This is a genomic window from Streptococcus sp. 2020WUSS084 (assembly GCF_044427445.1).
GTDB lineage: Bacteria > Bacillota > Bacilli > Lactobacillales > Streptococcaceae > Streptococcus > Streptococcus suis.
Map to the genome: position 1 here is coordinate 17,457 of NZ_JAOTGC010000003.1, position 19,805 is coordinate 37,261.

Consider the following 19,805-nt stretch of genomic DNA (forward strand, 5'->3'; position numbering starts at 1 on the left):
TGACTTTTTGTAATGATTTTAGTGTGGAAAAGAGTGTTTATAAAAATAAATTGTAAACAAGTCTATTTAAAATTGTTGATAATTCTTTCGAATTCATCGAGGTCATTAAAGCTAATTCGAATTTCTCCGCTTCCGTTTTTCTTCTTGATAATTTTTGTAGCTGTTCCAAGAGTTTTACTGAGTGAATCTTCCTGTTCTTTTAAAAATTGGTCGCGTTGTTTAAGCTTAGTGTGTTTTTTCTTATTTGCAGCTATTAATTTTTCAAGCGTACGCACACTTAAATCTTTTGATAAAATGAGTTGAACCCATTCGGCTTGCTTTTCTTCTGAAAATGACACCAATTGTCGCGCGTGCCCTTGTGAAATTTTTCCTTCTTCTACAGCTTGTTTAGTCTGAGATGATAGATTTAGTAGGCGCAATAAATTACTGATATATGGTCTTGATTTTCCCATGATTTGAGCAACTTCATCATGTGTTAACCCTCTACTAATCAATTTTTGATAAGAGGCTGCTTCTTCTATCGGATTTAAGTTAGAACGCTGCAGATTCTCTATGATAGCCTGATAGAGTAAATCATCATCAGTCAGTTCTTTTACCACTGCTGGTATTGTAGTCAGTCCAGCTAATTGACTGGCTCGCAACCTTCTTTCTCCAGCTAATAATTCGTATCCGATAATAGAAGATTTTCTTACAATAATCGGTTGAATTAAGCCATTTTCCTTAATAGATTGAGCGAGCTCAAGTAGCTCCTTTTCATCAAAATGAATTCTTGGCTGATAGGGATTGGGATGGATTTCTGAAATATTTATTGTACGTAATTCTTCCATATATCCTTATTCTAGCAAAAAAAATGAGACTTTACAATTGTGTAAAGTCTCATTTGTCAATTATTCGCTAAGTTCTTCTGTAGAATGTGTCAACTTAATGTCAACAGTTTGTTTCTGATTATTGCGGTAATAAGTTACAGTGATTGTATCTCCAATTTGATGTTTGTAGAGAGCGCTCTGGAGGTCACTCTTATTTTGAATAGCTTCTCCGTCAATCTCAGTAATAACATCAAAAGTTTCTAATTTTCCATCTGCAGGTAGTCCACTTTGTGTAGAGACAATTACGACACCGGATGTTAATTCCGTATTTGATAATCCAGCTTTTTCTAATTGACTAGTTGACAAGGTCGTCAAGTTAACCATATGAACTCCAAGAGCAGGTCGGCTAACTTGTCCAGTTTTTTCAAGCTGATTGATAATAGCTACGGCATCATTTGCAGGAATAGCAAATCCCAACCCTTCTACAGCCACGCCTGAGCTATTTGCAGAACTTGAGGTAATTTTGCTAGAGGTAATGCCTATCACTTGTCCTTGGGTATTGATTAACGGTCCGCCAGAGTTTCCAGGGTTGATAGCTGTATCAGTTTGAATAGCGTTGGTTGAGATTGTTTGTCCATCTTTTGATTGTGAAGTAACTGTCCGACTTAAGCTAGAAATAATACCCTGGGTAACTGTATTGGCGTAGACGCTACCTAGAGGACTACCAATTGCGATAGCAGTTTCTCCAACTTTAATTGTATCGGAATCAGCAAATTCAGCAACAGCAGTGACTTTATCTGCTGATATTTTTATAACAGCTATATCAGAATATGTATCGGAACCAACAAGTTCACCGCTAATTTTTTCTCCAGATGCTAAAAGGATATCAATTTTTTCTGCGTTATTAATAACATGCGTATTTGTCACAATATAGGCATATTGACCATCTTTTTTGTAGATAACACCAGATCCCTCCCCAGCAACGGCTAGTTCGTCAGATGATTCAATATTTCCAAAGATAGCACCAAGACTATTGTTAGCTGACTTTTGGTAATTAATAACAGACACAACAGCATTTTGTACTTTCTCTACAGCTTTTGTGGTGGAAGTTTCATTATTATATTGAACATTGCTGACACTAGTGATAGCAGAATTTGCTTGTTGAACCTGTGGCTGGAAGAAAGAGGCTGATAAGGCCCCGATAAGACCCCCAAAAAATCCAATTACAAATAAAATCGCAAATTTCAAATATTTTTTCATATAAGGAATCCTTTCCATTTCTTTAATTTTCCTTAAGAGTACTATTTCTTTCTTAATTATAACTTAAAGTTTTCAAAAATCAATCCACAACCTGTGGATAACTCTGTGAATTATGTGAAAAACTGTAGCCATATCCTGATTTTCTAAAAATATTTTCTGTCGTATGCTTGTGGATATGTTACAATTATTTTATGAAAATAAAATTGATTACCGTTGGAAAATTGAAAGAAAAGTACCTCAAAGAAGGTATTGCAGAATATAGTAAACGATTGGGACGATTTACTAAGTTGGATATGATTGAGCTTCCTGATGAAAAAACACCAGATAAAGCCAGTCAGGCAGAGAATGAACAAATATTAAAAAAAGAAGCCGATAGAATTATGTCTAAAATTGGAGAGCGAGATTTTGTCATTGCCTTAGCGATAGAAGGCAAACAATTTCCATCGGAAGAATTTAGTCAAAAGCTATCTGATATTGCAGTAAATGGGTATTCAGATATAACTTTTATCATCGGTGGTAGTTTGGGTCTCGATTCTTGTATTAAAAAAAGAGCTAATTTGTTGATGAGTTTTGGACAGTTGACACTTCCCCATCAACTAATGAAATTAGTTCTCATCGAGCAGATTTATCGTGCATTTATGATTCAGCAGGGAAGCCCATATCATAAGTAGTTTCACGTGAAACAAGGAGTGAAAATGAATCAAAAAGATTATCGTGTTTTTGAGGGATTGAGAATTGCTTGTTCATTAACGTTTATCAGTGGTTATTTAAATGCCTTTACTTTTGTGACTCAGGGTGGTCGCTTTGCTGGTGTACAATCTGGAAATGTTATTTCCCTAGCTTATTTTTTAGCTAAAGGTAACTTTGCGCAGGTAGTTAATTTTTCCATTCCCATTTTATTTTTTGTATTCGGACAATTTTTTACCTACTTAGCAAGAAGGTATTTTGAAAAACAAACATGGTCTTGGCACTTTGGTAGCAGTGTAATGATGTTAGTTCTTATTTTACTAACTATCATTCTCTCACCTATTATGCCTGCGTCTTTTACAATTGCTAGTCTAGCCTTCGTAGCCTCTATTCAAGTAGAAACATTTAGAAGGTTACGAGGTGCTCCGTATGCCAATGTGATGATGACAGGGAATGTCAAAAATGCTGCTTATCTCTGGTTTAAAGGAGTTATTGAAAAAGATTCAGAACTTAGAAAAACAGGTAGAAACATCTTATTGACCATTATAGGGTTTATGCTAGGTGTCATTATATCTACTCACCTATCCTTCCAATTTGAAGAATATGCCCTTATTGGTCTAATTTTGCCAGTTTTATATATTAATTATGAATTATGGCAAGAAAAAAGACCTACACGAGGTAGGTCTAAATGATTCCAGCAGGATTCGAACCTGCGACCGTTCGCTTAGAAGGCGAATGCTCTATCCAGCTGAGCTATGGAACCTTAACCATTTTATTTTACATTAAACAAAGCACTCTGTCAATACAATAAAAAATCAAAAAAATGTATTGACAAACAAAGTCACATGTATTATACTAGTTATTGTTCTAAAAATGGTCCGTTGGTCAAGGGGTTAAGACACCGCCTTTTCACGGCGGTAACACGGGTTCGAATCCCGTACGGACTATTTCTTCCGCCATAGCTCAGTTGGTAGAGCGCATGACTGTTAATCATGATGTCACAGGTTCGAGCCCTGTTGGCGGAGTAAATAAAGACTAGGAAACCTTGAGAAATCAAGGTTTTTTCTTGTTTTGGTCAAAAGTTGGTCAATGAATTTAGAACTATCTCAGCTTTTACTGCATATTGGAAAAGAATGAAAAAATTGTGAAAAAGCGACATGAATAATCATACAATAGGAAAATTTGGTCAAAAAATGGTCAAGTGTTTGCTGACATGATTTTTCTAATTTTTTCAGTTTCTTCTTCCTCTTTTTCCTTAATAAGATGAGAGTAAGTTTCTATAATTTGCTTTGTATCTTTGTGACCTACGATTTTCGAAAGTGTCCAAATATCGATTCCTTCAGCCAGTAAAATACTGATATAGGTATGACGAATACCAGTAGCTGTTAGGACTTTTGGAGTTATATTTAATTGATGAAGTAGTTCACTTAGACAAGTATTGACAGTTTTATTTGAAGGTACACCATAAATTGGATTAACAAATAGAAGATTATTTGGATTATCGAAATCAATTGTATCTTGCTCTTTTAACAATTTATCAAGCACCTCTATTACAGTATCATCAATAGGAATATTTCGTACAGATGTTTTTGTTTTAGGGTCTGTAAACTCATTTTTCGCTGAATCGTATCGCCTATAAGTTACAATCTCTTTGCTTTTCCAAAGTATGCAATCCCAAGTTAAGCCTAGTACCTCTCCAAATCTCATACCAGTTTTTAATTGTATGTAAAGCAGGTAGTAAACTAAATTGTCAATATAATTTACATTGTTGTAAAGATAGTTAACTAATTTTTTATAATCTGCTTTACTATGAATATACTTATCTTCTTTTGATTTTGCTGGCTCTAATCCAGTTATCTTTACACCTATTGTAAAGTCATGGAAATCAAGTCGGTCTTGCTTAGCAAATTCCAACACTTTTCTAACTTCAGAATTTAAACGAGCAACATTATCACGACCATTAGTTTTGGCAAATTGATTGATAAAGAGTTGATAGCGACTAGCCTTTATATTTACTAAAGGCATATTTCCGAAAAACTCTTCAATTAGTTTGCCACGTTTTATGTGTTTGTTGAGTGTTGCCTGTTTTTTATTTAAAGGAACGATATGTAGCTCATACCATTTTTTCCAAAGTTCATGTAAACTAATTTGTCTATCAATGTTAGCCCCTTTTAGAAGTCTAAGCTCAATCTCAATTGCTTCAAGTTCAGCTTCTTTTTTAGTTCTAAATCCAGAATTTGAAGCTATTACTTTTCCTTTATCATCAAAGATTCTATAGTCCCATAATTTTTTCTTACCTCTTTGTCTATAGGATGCCATAAGATTACCTCTTTCTAAAAGCAGATAACCAAGGATTTGTCTTGGTTATCATAGCATATTTACCTGAAAATTTCTATAAAATTTTGTTCAAAGTATTCTCGTGTCCTGCTAGCTAGAAAATAATAACGCCCACCTTGGTTCTGTGGGTATTTCACAAAACCATTTGGATTTTGGTCAATATCAATCTTCGAACGAATTTCCGATTTATATAGGACATTTTCAAGAAACCATGGACGAGATACTGAAAGCATTTCAAGGACATCATTCATAGTCATATACTGCCCTTCTACAGCACTTTTCTTCAGTCTTTCATATTCATCTTTATCTACAATAATCTTCGAATCAGGAAGCTTAATAGTGATATTTGCTAAGTCAATAGTAAATTTATTTATTTCCATGACTTTATCTCCCTTCTAAATTATGAGATAATAGACTAGGGATAAGCCTAGTCTTATCTCAGTTAATCGGCAACATCATTCTTATTGTTCTTGGCGGAATTTTTAGGGTTGATGTTGTTTTTTTGATAAAAAATTTGAAAAGCATCTTCAAGTAAATCTTTAAAATTAAGATTAGAGAGTTTGTCACCAAACTTAGATAACCATATTCCAACATCTGGATTTGGTACATAGTTGGCATCGTATTCTTGAACTAGCCTGATGATGAAGTGGTTACGTGCTTCTGTTCCCCATATTGTTTCTATTTTCCATAGAAGTGGATAGAAGCCACTACCTTTCATTAAATATAATATTGTTGCCATCAGGTCATTATTCCTTGAAGATAATGATTCTAGTGCTGGAAAGTCTCCCATACTTTTCATTAAATCACTTGTTACATCAAGAGCTTCTCCATTAGTTGATTCGTAGAAGCAATACTTATCAAGTATTTTATTGACAATTAGCTTGCTCAAGTCTTCAGAGCTTTCTAATGTTAGTAGCAGAGCTAGAATTTGATTACTATAAGTTCCTTTATAGGAAGCCTCCATACGAATCCAAGAATCACAGAATTTTGTGAGGTGCATATACCGTCCTTGATTATCTAATTGCTCCTGGTACTTATTATAGATACGAAGTAAAGCGTTAATATTCTTTTTCTTGCTACCAATATAAACAGTTTGAGCATATCCATTTACCTCTTGAGCACTAATTTTTGATATATTTTTACGTCCCTTGTTATTGGTAATGATGTATTGCTTTGTTTTCAATCCTTGGTAGAGGTCATTGACAGTTAACTTATAGTTAAAATAGTCAACGGCAAAGTCAATACGTGAAAGACGTAATTCATAGTAATCCTCGTCCAGTAATTGCGCCATGTTGTGGACGTCAATTGATTTACCGTTTAAGTCTTGATAACTAGATTTATATTGCGACAATGCAGATGCACTGAACTTTAATATAATACCCATTGTAAAGTTGGTCTGATGCCAAGCAATTGCAAAATAGTAAGGCAAGTCTTGAAAGGTGAATCCATCTGTATAGCCTGCTGGAGGTGTTTTTAATGGAATATAATTTCCAAAAAGAATAGGCAGAGATAGTTTATTAGCTATTATCTCAGATAGCGTTGAAGCAATTTGATGCCAATTATCTGGATAATCACCGACTGTATCTTCTGTGGGTTTGATAACAAATGTTATTTCGTCAACGCTTGTCATAATAACTGTTTTTCGTTCATTGTTATTATTAAGAATTACTTCAATTTCGTATGTCATAAATTATCCTCTCTCCGCCCAAGTACGAAAAGTTAACTAGGCGGTAAATTTTGTTTTAGTTAACTACATGGTAAAAGTGGACTATATCTAGTGATAAGGGGTAATTACTATGGGACGGGGGTCTTTACAGAATCCCCGTTAAGAGGCTGTAAGCCAATCCTTCGCCTGAAGGCTACGGGGCAACAGCCTCATCAAATTAAAAATAACGGTCTGAACGCTGCACAGCTTCCAGAATCAAATTTTCTAGCGGTCGCATGTTATAACTAGGTACTATGATGTGACGACTCTCTTTTCCATTGATTTTCATATATCCTACCCCTCGGGAGTTATTTCTTATGATGTTCTCTTTTTCATCAGAGAAGAGCATTGAGACCGTTTCTTTAGACAATTTACCTAGTGCAATCACTGTACCTATGGAATCACGTGATAAGCCAAGTGTTGACTTATGAGCGTCCTGCTGGGAAACGACTACAAATATAGAAAATGACCGTGATAATTGAATAAGACGTGTAAAGTCTTTTATAGCTTGGTCACGCTCCTTCTTATCAAGGCTATTTTGCCATGCAGTAAATTCATCAAAGCAGACTACTACAAATTCTCTGGACTTATCAAGCCCCTTTTGACGGTTTTCAAGAATTGATAATGCTAAAGTAAGGAGTTCTGCGACATCATTAAAACGCTTAAATCCTTTACATCCATCTAAAAAAGCAAAGTCAGAATCAGCCTTATAGTCGCCAATCAGAAACGTGGCTCTAGGGTAGGTGTGTGCAAAACGTGCTAAAAAAATTTTTGTCGCATAAGTCTTACCAGAACCGCTGGAACCTACTAAAAGAGCGTGTGGTACACGCTCAACTGGTATATCCCAGAAGAAATAATTTCCGTAATCAAAGAGATTTTTATCAAGAAAGCATTTCATTTCTTAAACTCCCTGGTATGAGAAGGAAATTTGAAGGTTCAAATAATACTGGTTGTTATACCGTAGCAACTCCCCAAATTGGTAGGTAAATTGCAACCGTTCACCCTTATCTGACCAGTACACATAAGATTGTGTGTTATTTAAAAACTGATTAAAATGTGTTAAAAAGACTTGCGTCAAGTAGCCTTCTGTATCAGTATCCACTTTTCCATCAAGCATAATAGGAAAGCTTATAATATGGCTATCCTGACTTGGAGAGCTATATAGATACCTGATGTAGCGACTATCAAAAAGTAGCTTACTCTTTGATGTGTTTGCTGTCTTTTCTATCACTTGTTCGATATCAGAAGTGATGAGAGGCAATTCTAATCGCAGTATTGCGTTTTGCTTTTTATTCTCTTGAATCTCATGGAATCTGACTATAAAATAGAGAATTCCAGCAAATAATAAAAATAACCAAGATATAGTTGTCATAAAAGTTCCTTTCTTACTAAATAAAAGGAGCAGGAGGACATGCCTCCTAGTCCATTAAATCACTTCAATAAAAGCAGACTTAGCTTTGACCGAAAGTGCAGCGCGATTCCCACTTATATAAGCATTAATAGAAACATTTTCGAGAATGATTTCTACCTTCTCATCAAACAAAGAAGCAAAGTCAGAGACATTAACCGTATCCGCTTTGATATTTGTTTGATTGAATCGACCGTCTGCAGTTCGCACACCGACACTAAATTGGGTTTGACCAGTTTCTTGTCCAGTCTCGTAATTTTTTATTCTATTTGCTCCAAGGAAAATTCCTTGAAGTATTGTTTGTTTAGTTTCCATAAGAAAACCTATCTTTCCAACCATTTTATTGAATGCACCAATAAATTCACGGCTTTTCAAATTTATTGAAGGTATGTATTAGTGTGTGATAGCTATCTCACATTTTCATATTAACACACAAAAAATCGTATGTCGCCCTAACGTATAGGTACTGATGTAATAGGCTTTTTCCGCTTTCACTAACGGAATAAAGTGCACTTGAATTTGTTCATCGGTTATGCTAAGCTAATGAAAAAATATGTGAGGTGCTATTTATGTCTATAGATATTGTTGAACAAAAAGAAAAATTACTGTTGGCTTGTGTTACGTTGAATTTTGTGAAAGATTTAGAAGAATTTAAAGAATATGAAGAATTCTCCTCTGAGGAAAAAGGTTATAGAGCTATATTAGAATATGTAGTTGATATGATTGACAAAGCGGTAAGGGCCAAAACGCTTGAGAAAATCTATCAGGGAAATCCTTCTACTGATAAAACAATTATCAGTGATAAGGCATATAATGCTATTTTTGACAATGAACTCTTTAACGAACTTGGTGAAAACATATACCAAGGCATTCAAAATAATGATGCAGAAATAATGAAAAAGGTTTCAGATATTATTGAATATCGTATTGAAAACAAAGAATTCCCTAAGATATTGGAGAAGATGAAGAAATCAAGTAATCGTCATTATGCTCTACCTATGTTATTGCAAAATGAGCAACTATTAACGAATGTGCTTGATTATCTCCCTTTAATTGAAAAGATTTTTGAATCAGAGGAGAATGTTACAGTATTTTGCCAACTAGCTGAACGATTGGAAATGTTTAAGATAGTTGAGGAGTTTGAGGACTGGGAGAATGTTGAACAGTTTATCAAATCTGTTCAAACACGAAATGGATTTGATAATTACATAGATTAGAGTATGCAAAAAGCCAAGTCATTTTTCGACTTGGCTTATTTTTCAACTTCTTCTATTAAATTTATCATAAGTTTTAAGAGTCGCTCTTGTTTATCTTTAGGGAGCTCAGCAAGCAGAGACAGTAATTGATTGGTCAGAGGGTTGTTTTCTTTTAGCGAGATATCAAAAAATGTTTCTACATCTGTATCAAGAGCAGACATGATTTTTTCAAGTGTTTGGATTTTTATGTTTGGTTCTAAGTTTTCGAGTTTATAGGCGTATTTTAAAGGGAGGTCGGCATACTCCTCTAGTTGTTGCTGGGTCATGTTTTTTTGGATTCTGAGAATACGAATCCGTTTACCGATATATGCCCTTAAATTTGTTGTTTTCATGTTGATACCTCTTTTAGAACCTATACTACTGTATTTAATATCTTTAAAGAACTACTCCAAAAGCGAATATTTTTGTAAAATAGCTTTTAAATACTATAAAATATGGTATAATATCCTTAAAAAGCTATTTAGGAGAAACATATTATGTTAAAAAACGATGTTAAAGGTCATGGTACCATTAAAAAGCTACGCACTGGTGCGGTTGTATCTGTATTGACTACTTCAATGCTAGTAGGCGGGGTAGTGAGTGCTGAAGAAGTTGTAACTGGTACTGGGGCTACTTCGGTTGAGGTGGTTGCTGAAACCAAGGTAACTGATGCGCAGGTGTCTGAAGCTAAGACTGAGGCAGACCAAGCTAACCAAGCAGTTACAGAACAAGAAGCAGTTGTAGGTGGTTTGGAAGAAACTATTTCTACGGGTGAATCTAAGGTTTCTGACTTGAATACTCAAATTGAAGAGGCTAACAAGGTTACACCTGAGGTCGTGGCAGATGCTAAAACTGATGCCGATGCCAAGTCTGAAGCGTTGGCTACAGCTAATGAAACTGTAGATACTGCTAAAAATTCTGCAAATGCAACAGCAGAAGCGGTAACTATTCAAGAGGGTGTCGTATCTGATGCTGATGCTAATGCTCAAAAAACTGCAAGTGCGGTTGCCGATGCCGAGAAGAAAGTAGCAGACCTTTCAGGTACTACGGATACAACTCAACTTCAGAAAGATGTAGATACCCTTACTGAAGCTGTTGCTAAAGATACTACTGACTTAGCAGAAGCTAAACAGGCTCTTGAGTCTGCACAGTTGGCTGAAACCAACAAGGCTCAAGCTATCGCAACTCAAGAAGGGGTAGTAGCGTCTAAGGAAGCTGACGTTGACTCAACTGCAACTGCTTTGGTGGATGCAACTAAAGCGAAGTCAGACGCTGAAAAAGAAGTATCTACTACTAAATCAGCTCTTGATACTGCCAAGGCGGGTACTACTGTAACTGAAACTGTTCAGGTTGGTACTGAGACTAAGACTATTGGTGGTACATCTACATTAAATTCTGGTGTTGCTCAGTCAGGGCGTTTCTCAGGTGTAAACGGTGTTGTAACCAACGCAGACTATCTGAAGGCTATCCAAAACTACGCTAATGGTACGGGAACCGTTGCCGATATCGAGTCTGCTCTAGCTAAGGGAATCTCTTACCAGAGCGGAGGCTCTACTGTTTCTGTTAAAGTGAACGTTCGCGATTTGTTGGCATCTCCGGGTGTTGCTGAGTTCCAATCTTGGACTGAGAACATTCGTTACTCTTTCTCAGATACCGATAACTCTACTCCTGTAAAAGTTCATGACCTTACAGAAGAGCAACGCACAGATTTGAGTCTTTTCTATGCCTCATTGGTTAATGAATTACGTTCTAAACTAGGTACTCCTTTGTTGGATGTAACTAAGTCTAGTGTGGCAGTAGCGAACGATACTACAGATGCTTTGTTTAATGGTCTGTTTGCTAATTACCAAGGTATGACTCATGACCAGCTTGTTGCTAGTGGTTTCTTTACCAAAGCTAGTGGAACAATTAACGATGTAACAGTCATTGCCAAGGGTATTGCAAACAACGAAACCACTACAATCATTAACAATATTGCAAATATTGCTCAATTTGATGATAGAGATGCAACTGTTTCTACGATGGCAGAGTTGAAGTCTATGGTAGTGGCAGCGGTAGGTCATCAGTTGTATCGCCCTCTTTACAATATTGTAAATGGTGTTGGGAATAACTCTGATTTTTCTACAGCCCTTAAAGTGTTAGGTCTTGTAGAGGGTGGTAGCTCTGTAGGGGTATCCCTCGATGTACTGTCGTTCAAAGACGGTCATGGGGAGCGTGTACCTAAGGTTGTTGTTACATTTAGCGATACTGTAGGTACTCCAATTTCTAATAAGTATTCAACAGTAACAGGTGGTACTACAACAACTACCCCTATTTATGAAACAGTAACTAAAACAGTAGTAGACGAATCAGCAGTCGCAGCAGCTCAATCAGCTTATGATACTGCTTTGGATAATGCCCAAACAGCAAATGTAGCTTACCAAAATGCAAATACTGCATATGTTAATGCACAACAAGCCCTTGCAGACGCTCAAAAACAACTTTCTGACTTGAAGTCAGGTACAGTAGATATTCCTGCTCTTGAGCAAGCAGTAAAAGATGCTGAAACTCAACTTGAAAAAGACCAAGCGTCATTGCAGTCTGCTAAGGAAACTCTTGCAGTAGCTAAAGCGAGTGCTATCGACAAGGCTAACGCTCTATCTAAGGCTAAGGCTGAACTGGTAGAGGCTCGCTCAGCAGATGAAAACGCCCAAGGGGTACTTGCACAAGAAAAAGAAACTTTGGAAGTGCTTAAGAAGGCTGACCAGGTTGCACAACTTGCCCTTACTGATGCTATTGCTAAACAAAGCACGGCTAAGTCTGACTCTGAAAAAGCTACTGCTAAGTACAATGAACTTGCTAAAGCTTTGACGGATAAGGGTGCAGTTCTTACAGTCTTGAATGCTAAGCTTACTGAAGCTAATCAAGCCCTTGCAGTTGCTCGTGCAGAGTATGAGACTGCTAAGGAGTTACTTGCAACCCTTAAAGATGATGCAACTAAGAAAACTGCTCACTACGAAGAGTTGGCTAACCTGAAGGCGGAACAAGACCGTGCTGAGGCTGAGGCTAAACGCTTGGCTGAGTTGAAGGATAAGGCTGAAACTATCAACAATGCAGGTGGTATTGCTACCCCAGTACTAGATGCTAACGGGGTAGTTATTGACTACGTTGATGGGAAGAAAGCAACATCTGTAGTACATACTAAAATTGGAAAACAAGCTGGCATAACGCAGGTTGGTGACAAAATTACTTATTCACGTGTTGAACGTGCTAAGACCTTGCCAAACACAGGGGAGCAAACAAGTCTGTTGGCACTCGCGGGTCTGACAGTATTGTCTAGTCTTGGTCTTGCAAGTGCAAGAAGACGCAAACAAGGATAGATGGCTAAAATGAAAAAATCTTCTTACTTATTGTAGGAAGATTTTTTGGATTCCTAAAAATTTCGGAAAGACTACGCTATTCCAACAATTTTTAGGAATGTTAATAGAATTTTAAATTTTTTAGTTACTCCGAAATGCTTCTTTGTCAAAACTTGGTCAGACTGTATTTTTATAAAAATTCTGCATAATTTAGGAAATACATAAATATTTTATAAAATTTCATGTGGTCAAAATTTGGTCAAATTCCTTCTTTTCATTACTCCCTAGATAAGTGACAAACCCTTGATTATCGCTATTTTTGTTATCTATTTTAACTTATTTTAACGTACAATTATCTGTTGGCGGAGTAGATAAAGCATAGGAAACCTTGAGAAATCAAGGTTTTTTGTTTTTTTACAAGAAAAAAACCGAGAAAGTTTAGGATTCTCGGTTCTTAGAATAATAGTATCCAATGAATTGATAGGAGAAAAATACAAAAACTACACCAAAAGAAATCAGTAAACCTAGATAGAAACCATTTGGTATAAAGGTTAAAACTAGTTTAGTTTGACCTGGACTTACATCCACTTTCATAAAACCCTCTTGCGCTTTTTGGATTTTGATAGGTTTACCATCAATGGTTGCATTCCATCCTTTATCATAGGGTAAAGTAAGGAGGAGTGAGGCTTCTTTATCGGTTACAAAATCAACGGTTACTTTATTACCATCAGTTTTTGTTACTACTTGTTTTTCTTGGAGAATGGAAATAGCCTGTTGGAAAGCTAATAAGTCCAATCGATAAAATTGTGGTTTATCAAAAGAAACTTGATTATTTTCAGGAAAATATACATCGACTTGAACTTGTACATCTGTAGTAAAGCTCCCCACATTGAAGAAAGAGAAAGCATTATCTAGTGTAAACTCACTTGACTGATTATTGACAGTAATGACAACTTTTTTTTGATTCTCATTTGAGAATGTTAAATTTGGCAAATTTAAGTATACCTGGCTATTTGCAGGTATATTTACTAAGAAAGTTGCCTTTGCAGCATCCTCATTGTCAACTTTGTTGACAGTCATTCGATTGTTCAGTTCAACTGTATTTTGTGAAACAACATCTGATAGAGTGTGGTAGTATTTTTTAGATAGCCCTGTTAGTTGATTAAGAAAATTTGTTTGATTATCGAGAGTCAGATTTGTAAAATTGACATCTCTGTAAATCCCTTCAGTCAATAGTGCTAACCCTAGATTAAAACTATTTTCGTAAAGATTAATAGTAGACTGACTCTGATTCAGTGTGAAACCAAACTTATTTGGGTCCGTAGTAGCTAAATTATATTTGATTCCGAATAGGCTATCAGCAATAATTGTATTATTCTGATAACGAAGATTCAAATTGGTACCGTCTGAACGGAAACCGAGCTTATCTAGTACTGAGCTGGAAGCACGGTTTCGAATGGAGGAGAATTGAGAAATACCATTGTAATTGAATTTCATGCTATCATTGCCAGTTTGTGGTAATAGACGTTCTATACGATAAAATGAATCAGTTGTAGTCTTTGTAGACTTTACAATACTGTCAATATCTGTCAATTTTTCTTCATAGTTTGATCGGCTAGGAAAATGCCATTCATCAGAAATCCCCTGAACCTGATAATGACTATGTAATCCAAGTTCTAAGAAAGTGAAGAACAATAATACAATATTAGTCCATTTTAAGGATGATTTATAGCGAATCATTGCTACAAAAAGAATGAAGTAGGCTATTAGAAATTCTAGTGTGAGTAGGAAATTTACATCCATTAGAAACTCATAATGATCTCTAAAAATAAAGGTAGAAGCAAAGCAAATGAGTAAAAATGAAACAATCAGAGTAAAATTTTTAATACTTACTTGACGTAGTCGTACCAATGTCTCTGCTGCTAAATAGATAACGGTTATTGATAGAGCCCATGCATAACGATAGAGGAACATGTTTGGCGCATGCATACCTTGCCAAAAAAGATTGAGTGGTTGTAGGTAGAAACTTGAAATAATGAATGTAAAGAATAGAGCATAGGAGAGTTTGACAGTTGGTTTTATTTCTTTTAATGTAAAGAATAATAAAGCGAGTATTAATGGAACGAGACCAACAGAGATCGTTGGAATAGAACCGAATTTTGTTGTATCAAAGCTACCAACTAAGTTTTTTGCAAAGAAGTCCAGATACCAAGAGTCTTCGGTTTTTAGGTTGACAATTTTTGTAAATGTCTCACCGTGAGTTTTTAAATCCAAGTAGGTTGGTAACAACATGAACATGCTACTTAGAGCAGATAAAATTGACACTATTGTAAAGTTGATAAATCTTTTGATTCTCTGACTATCTATCCATGATAATTGAACCAATGTCCATAATGTTAGAAAAAAAGCCACCATATAACCGAAGTAATAGTTTTGGATAAACAAGCATGTTAATGTTATGTAGTAGAGAATCGGACCCTGTTTTTTTAATAATCGATGCAATCCAAGAAGAATTAGTGGGAGGAGTATAAAAACGTCTAGCCAGTTGTTTATTTCTAATTGACTTGTACTAAAACTCATCAGAGAAAAACTAGTAGCGAGTAATAGTGCCCATTCTTCTTTCAAATTTTTATGGATACCCTTTAGGCTGACATAAGTTGACAACCCAGTCAATCCAAATTTGACAATAGTGACAAGGTATATAGCGTCAGGCATGGATTGTAAATCAAAGAAAAAGACAACTGGAGATAGGAATGAACCTAGGTAATAGGAGGATAGAGCATAAAAATTGAGTCCTAAACCACTTGAAAATGTGTAAAAGAGAGAGCCGTCTCCGTGTAAAGTATTTCGTAATGTTTGATTAAAAATAACATACTGGTGGAAGCCATCACTGGCCAATATTGTTGTATCACTTCCCCACAAGATTCCTTGAAATGCTAAGACGATAGAAATAATAGTCAGCGGAATAAGGAAAGATAAGAGATAATAAATGGATGTTTTTGTAAATATTTTTTTCATAGATTTAAAAGAAAAGGCGAATAAATCGCCTTTTTATTATGCTTTCCAAAGTTCTTGTACTTTAGCCTGTACTTCAGCATTTTCCAAGAATTCATCGTAAGTTTCATCGATTCGATCGATAACACCGTTTTTAGAAATGACGATGATATGGTTTGCTAAAGTTTGAATAAATTCGTGGTCGTGGCTGGCAAAGATGATGGACTCTTTAAAAGCCTTCAAACCATCGTTCAGACTGGAAATTGACTCCAAGTCCAAGTGGTTGGTTGGATCATCTAAGACCAAGACATTTGACTTGAGGAGCATGAGTTTTGACAACATCACGCGCACTTTTTCGCCCCCTGACAAGACGTTTACAGGTTTGTTAACCTCATCACCCGAGAAGAGCATACGTCCCAAGAAACCGCGCAAGAAGGTATTGTCATCTTCTTCCTTGCTGGCAAATTGACGGAGCCAATCAAGAATAGATTCGTTTGTATCAAAGTCACGAGTATTGTCTTTTGGTAAGTAGGATTGACTAGTAGTGACACCCCACTTGACAGTACCTTCATATTCAATATCGCCCATAAGAGCACGAATGAGAGCAGTTGTTTGGATGTCGTTTTGACCAATAAGAGCAGTTTTGTCACCTGGACGCAGGATAAAGCTGATATTGTCAAGAATCGTTTCACCATCGATGACAACTTTTAAGTTTTCAACTGTTAGGAGGTCATTACCGATTTCACGTTCTGATTTGAAGTTGATAAATGGATACTTACGGCTAGAAGGAATAATTTCCTCCAACTCGATTTTATCCAGCATCTTTTTCCGTGAAGTAGCTTGCTTAGACTTAGAAGCATTGGCAGAGAAACGAGCAACGAATTCTTGTAATTCCTTGATTTTTTCTTCTGCTTTGGCATTACGGTCAGCTTGTAGTTTAGCTGCTAATTCACTGGATTGTTTCCAGAAATCGTAGTTACCGACGAAAATCTTGATTTTACCGAAGTCAAGGTCGGCCATATGGGTACATACTTTGTTTAAGAAGTGGCGGTCGTGGGACACGACGATAACCGTATTTTCAAAGTCAATCAAGAAATCTTCGAGCCAGTTGATGGATTGGATGTCGAGACCGTTGGTTGGCTCGTCCAAAAGAAGAACATCTGGTTTACCAAAAAGTGCCTTAGCCAAGAGAACCTTAACCTTCTCACCGTTAGTCAATTCGCTCATGTTTTGGTAGTGGAGGTCTTCTGAAATGTTGAGGTTTTGGAGTAATTGAGAAGCTTCACTTTCAGCTTCCCAGCCACCAAGTTCAGCAAACTCACCTTCTAATTCAGCAGCACGAACCCCATCTTCATCAGAAAAATCTTCCTTCATGTAAATGGCATCTTTCTCTTTCATGATGCTGTAAAGTTGCTCATTTCCCATGATAACAACGTCAATCACGCGCTCATCTTCATAGTCGAAATGGTTCTGACGTAGTACAGAAAGGCGTTCGTCTGGTCCAAGTGAAATATGACCTGTTGATGGCTCGATGTCACCAGCAAGAATTTTTAAAAATGTAGATTTACCGGCCCCGTTTGCACCAATCAAACCGTAGGTATTTCCTGCTGTAAATTTGATATTGACATCGTCAAATAATTTGCGGTCGCTAAAGCGAAGCGACACGTCTGATACTGTAAGCATAGTTTCTCCTCTATTTCTGTCTATTAGTTTTATTGTACTAGAAAGAACTTGAATTTTCAATGAATTACATTGGAATCAAAATATCTCCATCATAATGTTTATGGTCTTTTTGAAGACTGAAGCCACGTCCACGCACCTGACTCGCAGGCATAACAACCATAAAGGCAGTTTCATCAATTTCTAATACCGCTGTCTCCAGTTTCTGCATTTCTGGAATAGAGATGGTAGTCATCAACATGCGCTTGTCAACCCCTGTAAAGCCACCGATAATTGGAAGTTCTGTCACACCGCGATCAGCAACTTTAGTAATATAGTCTTTAATTTCTTCTGATTTTTGAGAAATAATCATGATATTTCGAGAAGATTGGGTACCAGACATCATGCGGTTGACAATATAAGTAATGGTCATTAGGGCAATAATCGAGTACATAACAGTATCAGTATCGAAGGCAATAAATCCAAGACCAACGATAATACCATCAATAATAGCCATTGTCAGACCTAATGATAAAGGGGTGTACTTGTGAATAAATTGAATAAGAATACCTGTCCCACCAGTAGAAGAATTTCCAAGGAAAACAAGCCCAAGTCCAAAACCTAGGATAATTCCACCGAAAATAGCAGCTAGGAGAGGATTTTCTGTCAAGTTGGGTAAACCTGCTGTCAACTTGATGCAAAGAGGATAAATGACAGCACCATAGACAGTTTTGATAAATACAGATTTTCCTAAGAAAAACCAACAGATGATTAATAAAGGGATGTTACAGTAGAGGACAAAGTCAGATGGACTCCACCCCAGAAGAGCATTGAGTGCGATTGCTAAACCTCCGACACCACCAGATACGATATTATTCTCTAGAAAAAAACTGTTAAATCCAATGGCCATGACAACTGATCCGAGTGTGACAGAGATAAAGTCCTTTATACGTTCTTTCATATATTCTCCTTGGTTAGTGTTATAAAAGCAATTTCTATTATCCCTAATTTAGACAGTATCGTCAAGGCTTTGTCAGCTTGACTTTCTAATTTTTTGCGGTTATAATAGGAATCAATCAGAAGAGTAGTAAGTGGATAATTTTTAGAGAGTTTGTGGTTGGTGGAAACAAACAAGAGTCGCTTATGAATGGACTGAGTGAATAGAATCTGAATAAATAAGGATTCGGCTAGCAGGCCTTATGTGCAAAAAGATGTAAGCTTATTTAATGCTTATAAGTGAGGTGGCACCGTGTCCTTGACGCCCTCGCACAGTTTTCTGTGCGTGGGCTTTTATTATGTAAAAGGAGAATATTTTATGAGTAAACCGATTATCCTAACAGGAGACCGTCCAACAGGCAAATTACATATTGGACATTATGTTGGTTCGTTGAAAAATCGTGTTTTATTACAGGATGCAGGTCAACATGAACTTTTTGTCTTTTTAGCAGATCAACAAGCGTTGACAGATCATGCAAAGGAACCGCAAAAGATTGTTGAATCCGTTGGAAACGTAGCACTAGATTATCTAGCAGCAGGACTTGATCCAGCTAAGACAACGATTTTCATCCAGAGTCAAATTCCTGAATTGGCAGAGTTGACCATGTACTACATGAACTTGGTATCTGTTGCACGTCTAGAACGTAATCCAACTGTAAAAACCGAGATTGCTCAGAAGGGATTTGGCGAAGGAATTCCAGCTGGTTTCTTGGTCTATCCTGTGTCTCAAGCTTCGGACATTACAGCCTTCAAGGCAAATTTTGTCCCTGTTGGAAATGACCAGAAACCTATGATTGAGCAGACCCGTGAAATCGTTCGTAGCTTTAACCATGCTTATCAGACTGATATTTTGGTGGAGCCGGAGGGCATTTATCCTGAAAATGAGGCAGCTGGTCGCTTGCCAGGTTTGGACGGCAATGCCAAGATGTCTAAGTCACTTGGAAATGGTATATATCTGGCAGATGACATGGATACGCTCAAGAAGAAAGTCATGTCCATGTATACAGACCCAGACCATATCCGTATCGAAGACCCAGGTAAGATTGAAGGAAACATGGTTTTCCACTATCTTGACGTTTTTGGGCGCGAAGAAGATAAGGCTGAGATTGAGGCTATGAAGGAGCACTATCAACGTGGTGGTTTGGGCGATGTGAAGACTAAACGTTATTTGCTGGACATTTTAGAGAGAGAATTAGGACCAATCCGTGAACGCCGTCTGGAGTTTGCACAGGATATGGGACAGGTCTATGCAATGTTGGAAGCAGGTAGCCAAAAAGCTCGCCAAGTTGCTGCGACAACTCTTGACCAAGTGAAATCTGCTATGGGAATTAACTATTTTAAATAAGGTTAACAATAAAAGAGCAATGTTGAGAAAATGTT

17 protein-coding genes, 3 tRNA genes and 1 other annotated feature are annotated in these 19,805 nt (G+C 36.7%); of the genes, 7 read left to right on the forward strand and 13 right to left on the reverse strand.

The window, feature by feature from the left end; translation table 11 throughout:
• Positions 1 to 62: 62 nt before the first annotated feature.
• Together ODU50_RS02435 and ODU50_RS02440 are read right to left on the reverse strand one after the other, a co-directional pair.
• Positions 63 to 827, reverse strand: a complete 765-nt coding sequence (locus tag ODU50_RS02435; RefSeq protein ID WP_105152900.1) for a ParB/RepB/Spo0J family partition protein — start codon at positions 825 to 827, stop codon at positions 63 to 65.
• A gap of 60 nt (positions 828 to 887) precedes the next feature.
• On the reverse strand, positions 888 to 2,084 hold the full coding sequence (locus tag ODU50_RS02440; protein ID WP_014736606.1) for a S1C family serine protease: 1,197 nt from the start codon (positions 2,082 to 2,084) through the stop codon (positions 888 to 890).
• A gap of 173 nt (positions 2,085 to 2,257) precedes the next feature.
• Between ODU50_RS02440 and rlmH the strand changes: the two genes are divergently transcribed.
• Both rlmH and ODU50_RS02450 read left to right on the forward strand, forming a co-directional pair.
• The gene (rlmH, locus tag ODU50_RS02445) at positions 2,258 to 2,737 is read left to right on the forward strand and encodes a 23S rRNA (pseudouridine(1915)-N(3))-methyltransferase RlmH (protein WP_004194528.1); all 480 of its coding nucleotides are present in this window, start codon (positions 2,258 to 2,260) and stop codon (positions 2,735 to 2,737) included.
• A gap of 24 nt (positions 2,738 to 2,761) precedes the next feature.
• Positions 2,762 to 3,445, forward strand: coding sequence for a YoaK family protein (locus tag ODU50_RS02450; RefSeq protein WP_029173853.1), 684 nt, complete (start codon positions 2,762 to 2,764; stop codon positions 3,443 to 3,445).
• Here the strand turns inward: ODU50_RS02450 and ODU50_RS02455 are convergent.
• Positions 3,443 to 3,516 (reverse strand) — tRNA-Arg (locus ODU50_RS02455). The genes ODU50_RS02450 and ODU50_RS02455 overlap by 3 nt on opposite strands.
• 112 nt (positions 3,517 to 3,628) lie before the next feature.
• Here ODU50_RS02455 and ODU50_RS02460 point away from each other — a divergent pair.
• Both ODU50_RS02460 and ODU50_RS02465 read left to right on the forward strand, forming a co-directional pair.
• Positions 3,629 to 3,700: transfer RNA gene (locus tag ODU50_RS02460), tRNA-Glu, on the forward strand.
• A gap of 5 nt (positions 3,701 to 3,705) precedes the next feature.
• A tRNA-Asn gene (locus ODU50_RS02465) sits at positions 3,706 to 3,778 on the forward strand.
• Between the two features lie 172 nt (positions 3,779 to 3,950).
• Here ODU50_RS02465 and ODU50_RS02470 read toward each other — a convergent pair.
• From ODU50_RS02470 to ODU50_RS02495, 6 genes are all read right to left on the reverse strand, one after another.
• Positions 3,951 to 5,072, reverse strand: coding sequence for a site-specific integrase (locus ODU50_RS02470; RefSeq protein ID WP_099778684.1), 1,122 nt, complete (start codon positions 5,070 to 5,072; stop codon positions 3,951 to 3,953).
• A 59-nt stretch (positions 5,073 to 5,131) separates the two neighbouring features.
• A complete protein-coding gene (locus ODU50_RS02475) occupies positions 5,132 to 5,470 on the reverse strand; it encodes a DUF771 domain-containing protein (RefSeq protein WP_105152899.1) in 339 nt (112 codons plus the stop codon).
• Positions 5,471 to 5,532: 62 nt separating this feature from the next.
• A complete protein-coding gene (locus tag ODU50_RS02480) occupies positions 5,533 to 6,777 on the reverse strand; it encodes a replication initiation factor domain-containing protein (protein ID WP_105152898.1) in 1,245 nt (414 codons plus the stop codon).
• A gap of 196 nt (positions 6,778 to 6,973) precedes the next feature.
• On the reverse strand, positions 6,974 to 7,693 hold the full coding sequence (locus tag ODU50_RS02485; protein WP_014638874.1) for a type IV secretory system conjugative DNA transfer family protein: 720 nt from the start codon (positions 7,691 to 7,693) through the stop codon (positions 6,974 to 6,976).
• 3 nt (positions 7,694 to 7,696) lie between these two features.
• On the reverse strand, positions 7,697 to 8,167 hold the full coding sequence (locus tag ODU50_RS02490; protein ID WP_105152897.1) for an RNA-binding protein: 471 nt from the start codon (positions 8,165 to 8,167) through the stop codon (positions 7,697 to 7,699).
• Positions 8,168 to 8,221: 54 nt separating this feature from the next.
• Positions 8,222 to 8,578 (reverse strand): hypothetical protein, encoded by a 357-nt coding sequence (locus tag ODU50_RS02495; protein ID WP_238598120.1) that lies wholly within the window; start codon positions 8,576 to 8,578, stop codon positions 8,222 to 8,224.
• A gap of 194 nt (positions 8,579 to 8,772) precedes the next feature.
• On the opposite strand from ODU50_RS02495, the gene ODU50_RS02500 reads away from it, so the two are divergent.
• A complete protein-coding gene (locus ODU50_RS02500) occupies positions 8,773 to 9,420 on the forward strand; it encodes a hypothetical protein (RefSeq protein ID WP_014638871.1) in 648 nt (215 codons plus the stop codon).
• A 35-nt stretch (positions 9,421 to 9,455) separates the two neighbouring features.
• Here ODU50_RS02500 and ODU50_RS02505 read toward each other — a convergent pair whose 3' ends face one another.
• Positions 9,456 to 9,791, reverse strand: coding sequence for a helix-turn-helix domain-containing protein (locus ODU50_RS02505; protein WP_014638870.1), 336 nt, complete (start codon positions 9,789 to 9,791; stop codon positions 9,456 to 9,458).
• Between the two features lie 144 nt (positions 9,792 to 9,935).
• Between ODU50_RS02505 and ODU50_RS02510 the strand changes: the two genes are divergently transcribed.
• A complete protein-coding gene (locus ODU50_RS02510; protein WP_203181164.1) occupies positions 9,936 to 12,797 on the forward strand; it encodes an SEC10/PgrA surface exclusion domain-containing protein in 2,862 nt (953 codons plus the stop codon).
• Positions 12,798 to 13,214: 417 nt separating this feature from the next.
• Here the strand turns inward: ODU50_RS02510 and ODU50_RS02515 are convergent, their stop codons facing one another.
• The 3 genes from ODU50_RS02515 to ODU50_RS02525 all read right to left on the reverse strand — a co-directional run bounded on the left by ODU50_RS02515 (position 13,215) and on the right by ODU50_RS02525 (position 18,390).
• A complete protein-coding gene (locus ODU50_RS02515) occupies positions 13,215 to 15,794 on the reverse strand; it encodes a YfhO family protein (RefSeq protein ID WP_105153128.1) in 2,580 nt (859 codons plus the stop codon).
• 36 nt (positions 15,795 to 15,830) lie between these two features.
• Positions 15,831 to 17,453 carry an ABC-F family ATP-binding cassette domain-containing protein gene (locus ODU50_RS02520; protein ID WP_012775415.1) on the reverse strand — a complete coding sequence of 541 codons (1,623 nt, stop codon included), beginning with the start codon at positions 17,451 to 17,453 and terminating at the stop codon, positions 15,831 to 15,833.
• 64 nt (positions 17,454 to 17,517) lie between these two features.
• Positions 17,518 to 18,390: a YitT family protein gene (locus ODU50_RS02525; protein WP_053866938.1), complete on the reverse strand. Its 873-nt coding sequence runs from the start codon at positions 18,388 to 18,390 to the stop codon at positions 17,518 to 17,520.
• Positions 18,391 to 18,491: 101 nt separating this feature from the next.
• Positions 18,492 to 18,698: a binding site (T-box leader), on the forward strand.
• Between the two features lie 46 nt (positions 18,699 to 18,744).
• Here ODU50_RS02525 and trpS point away from each other — a divergent pair.
• Positions 18,745 to 19,770 carry a tryptophan--tRNA ligase gene (gene trpS, locus ODU50_RS02530; RefSeq protein ID WP_105153127.1) on the forward strand — a complete coding sequence of 342 codons (1,026 nt, stop codon included), beginning with the start codon at positions 18,745 to 18,747 and terminating at the stop codon, positions 19,768 to 19,770.
• The last annotated feature ends 35 nt before the right edge of the window (positions 19,771 to 19,805 follow it).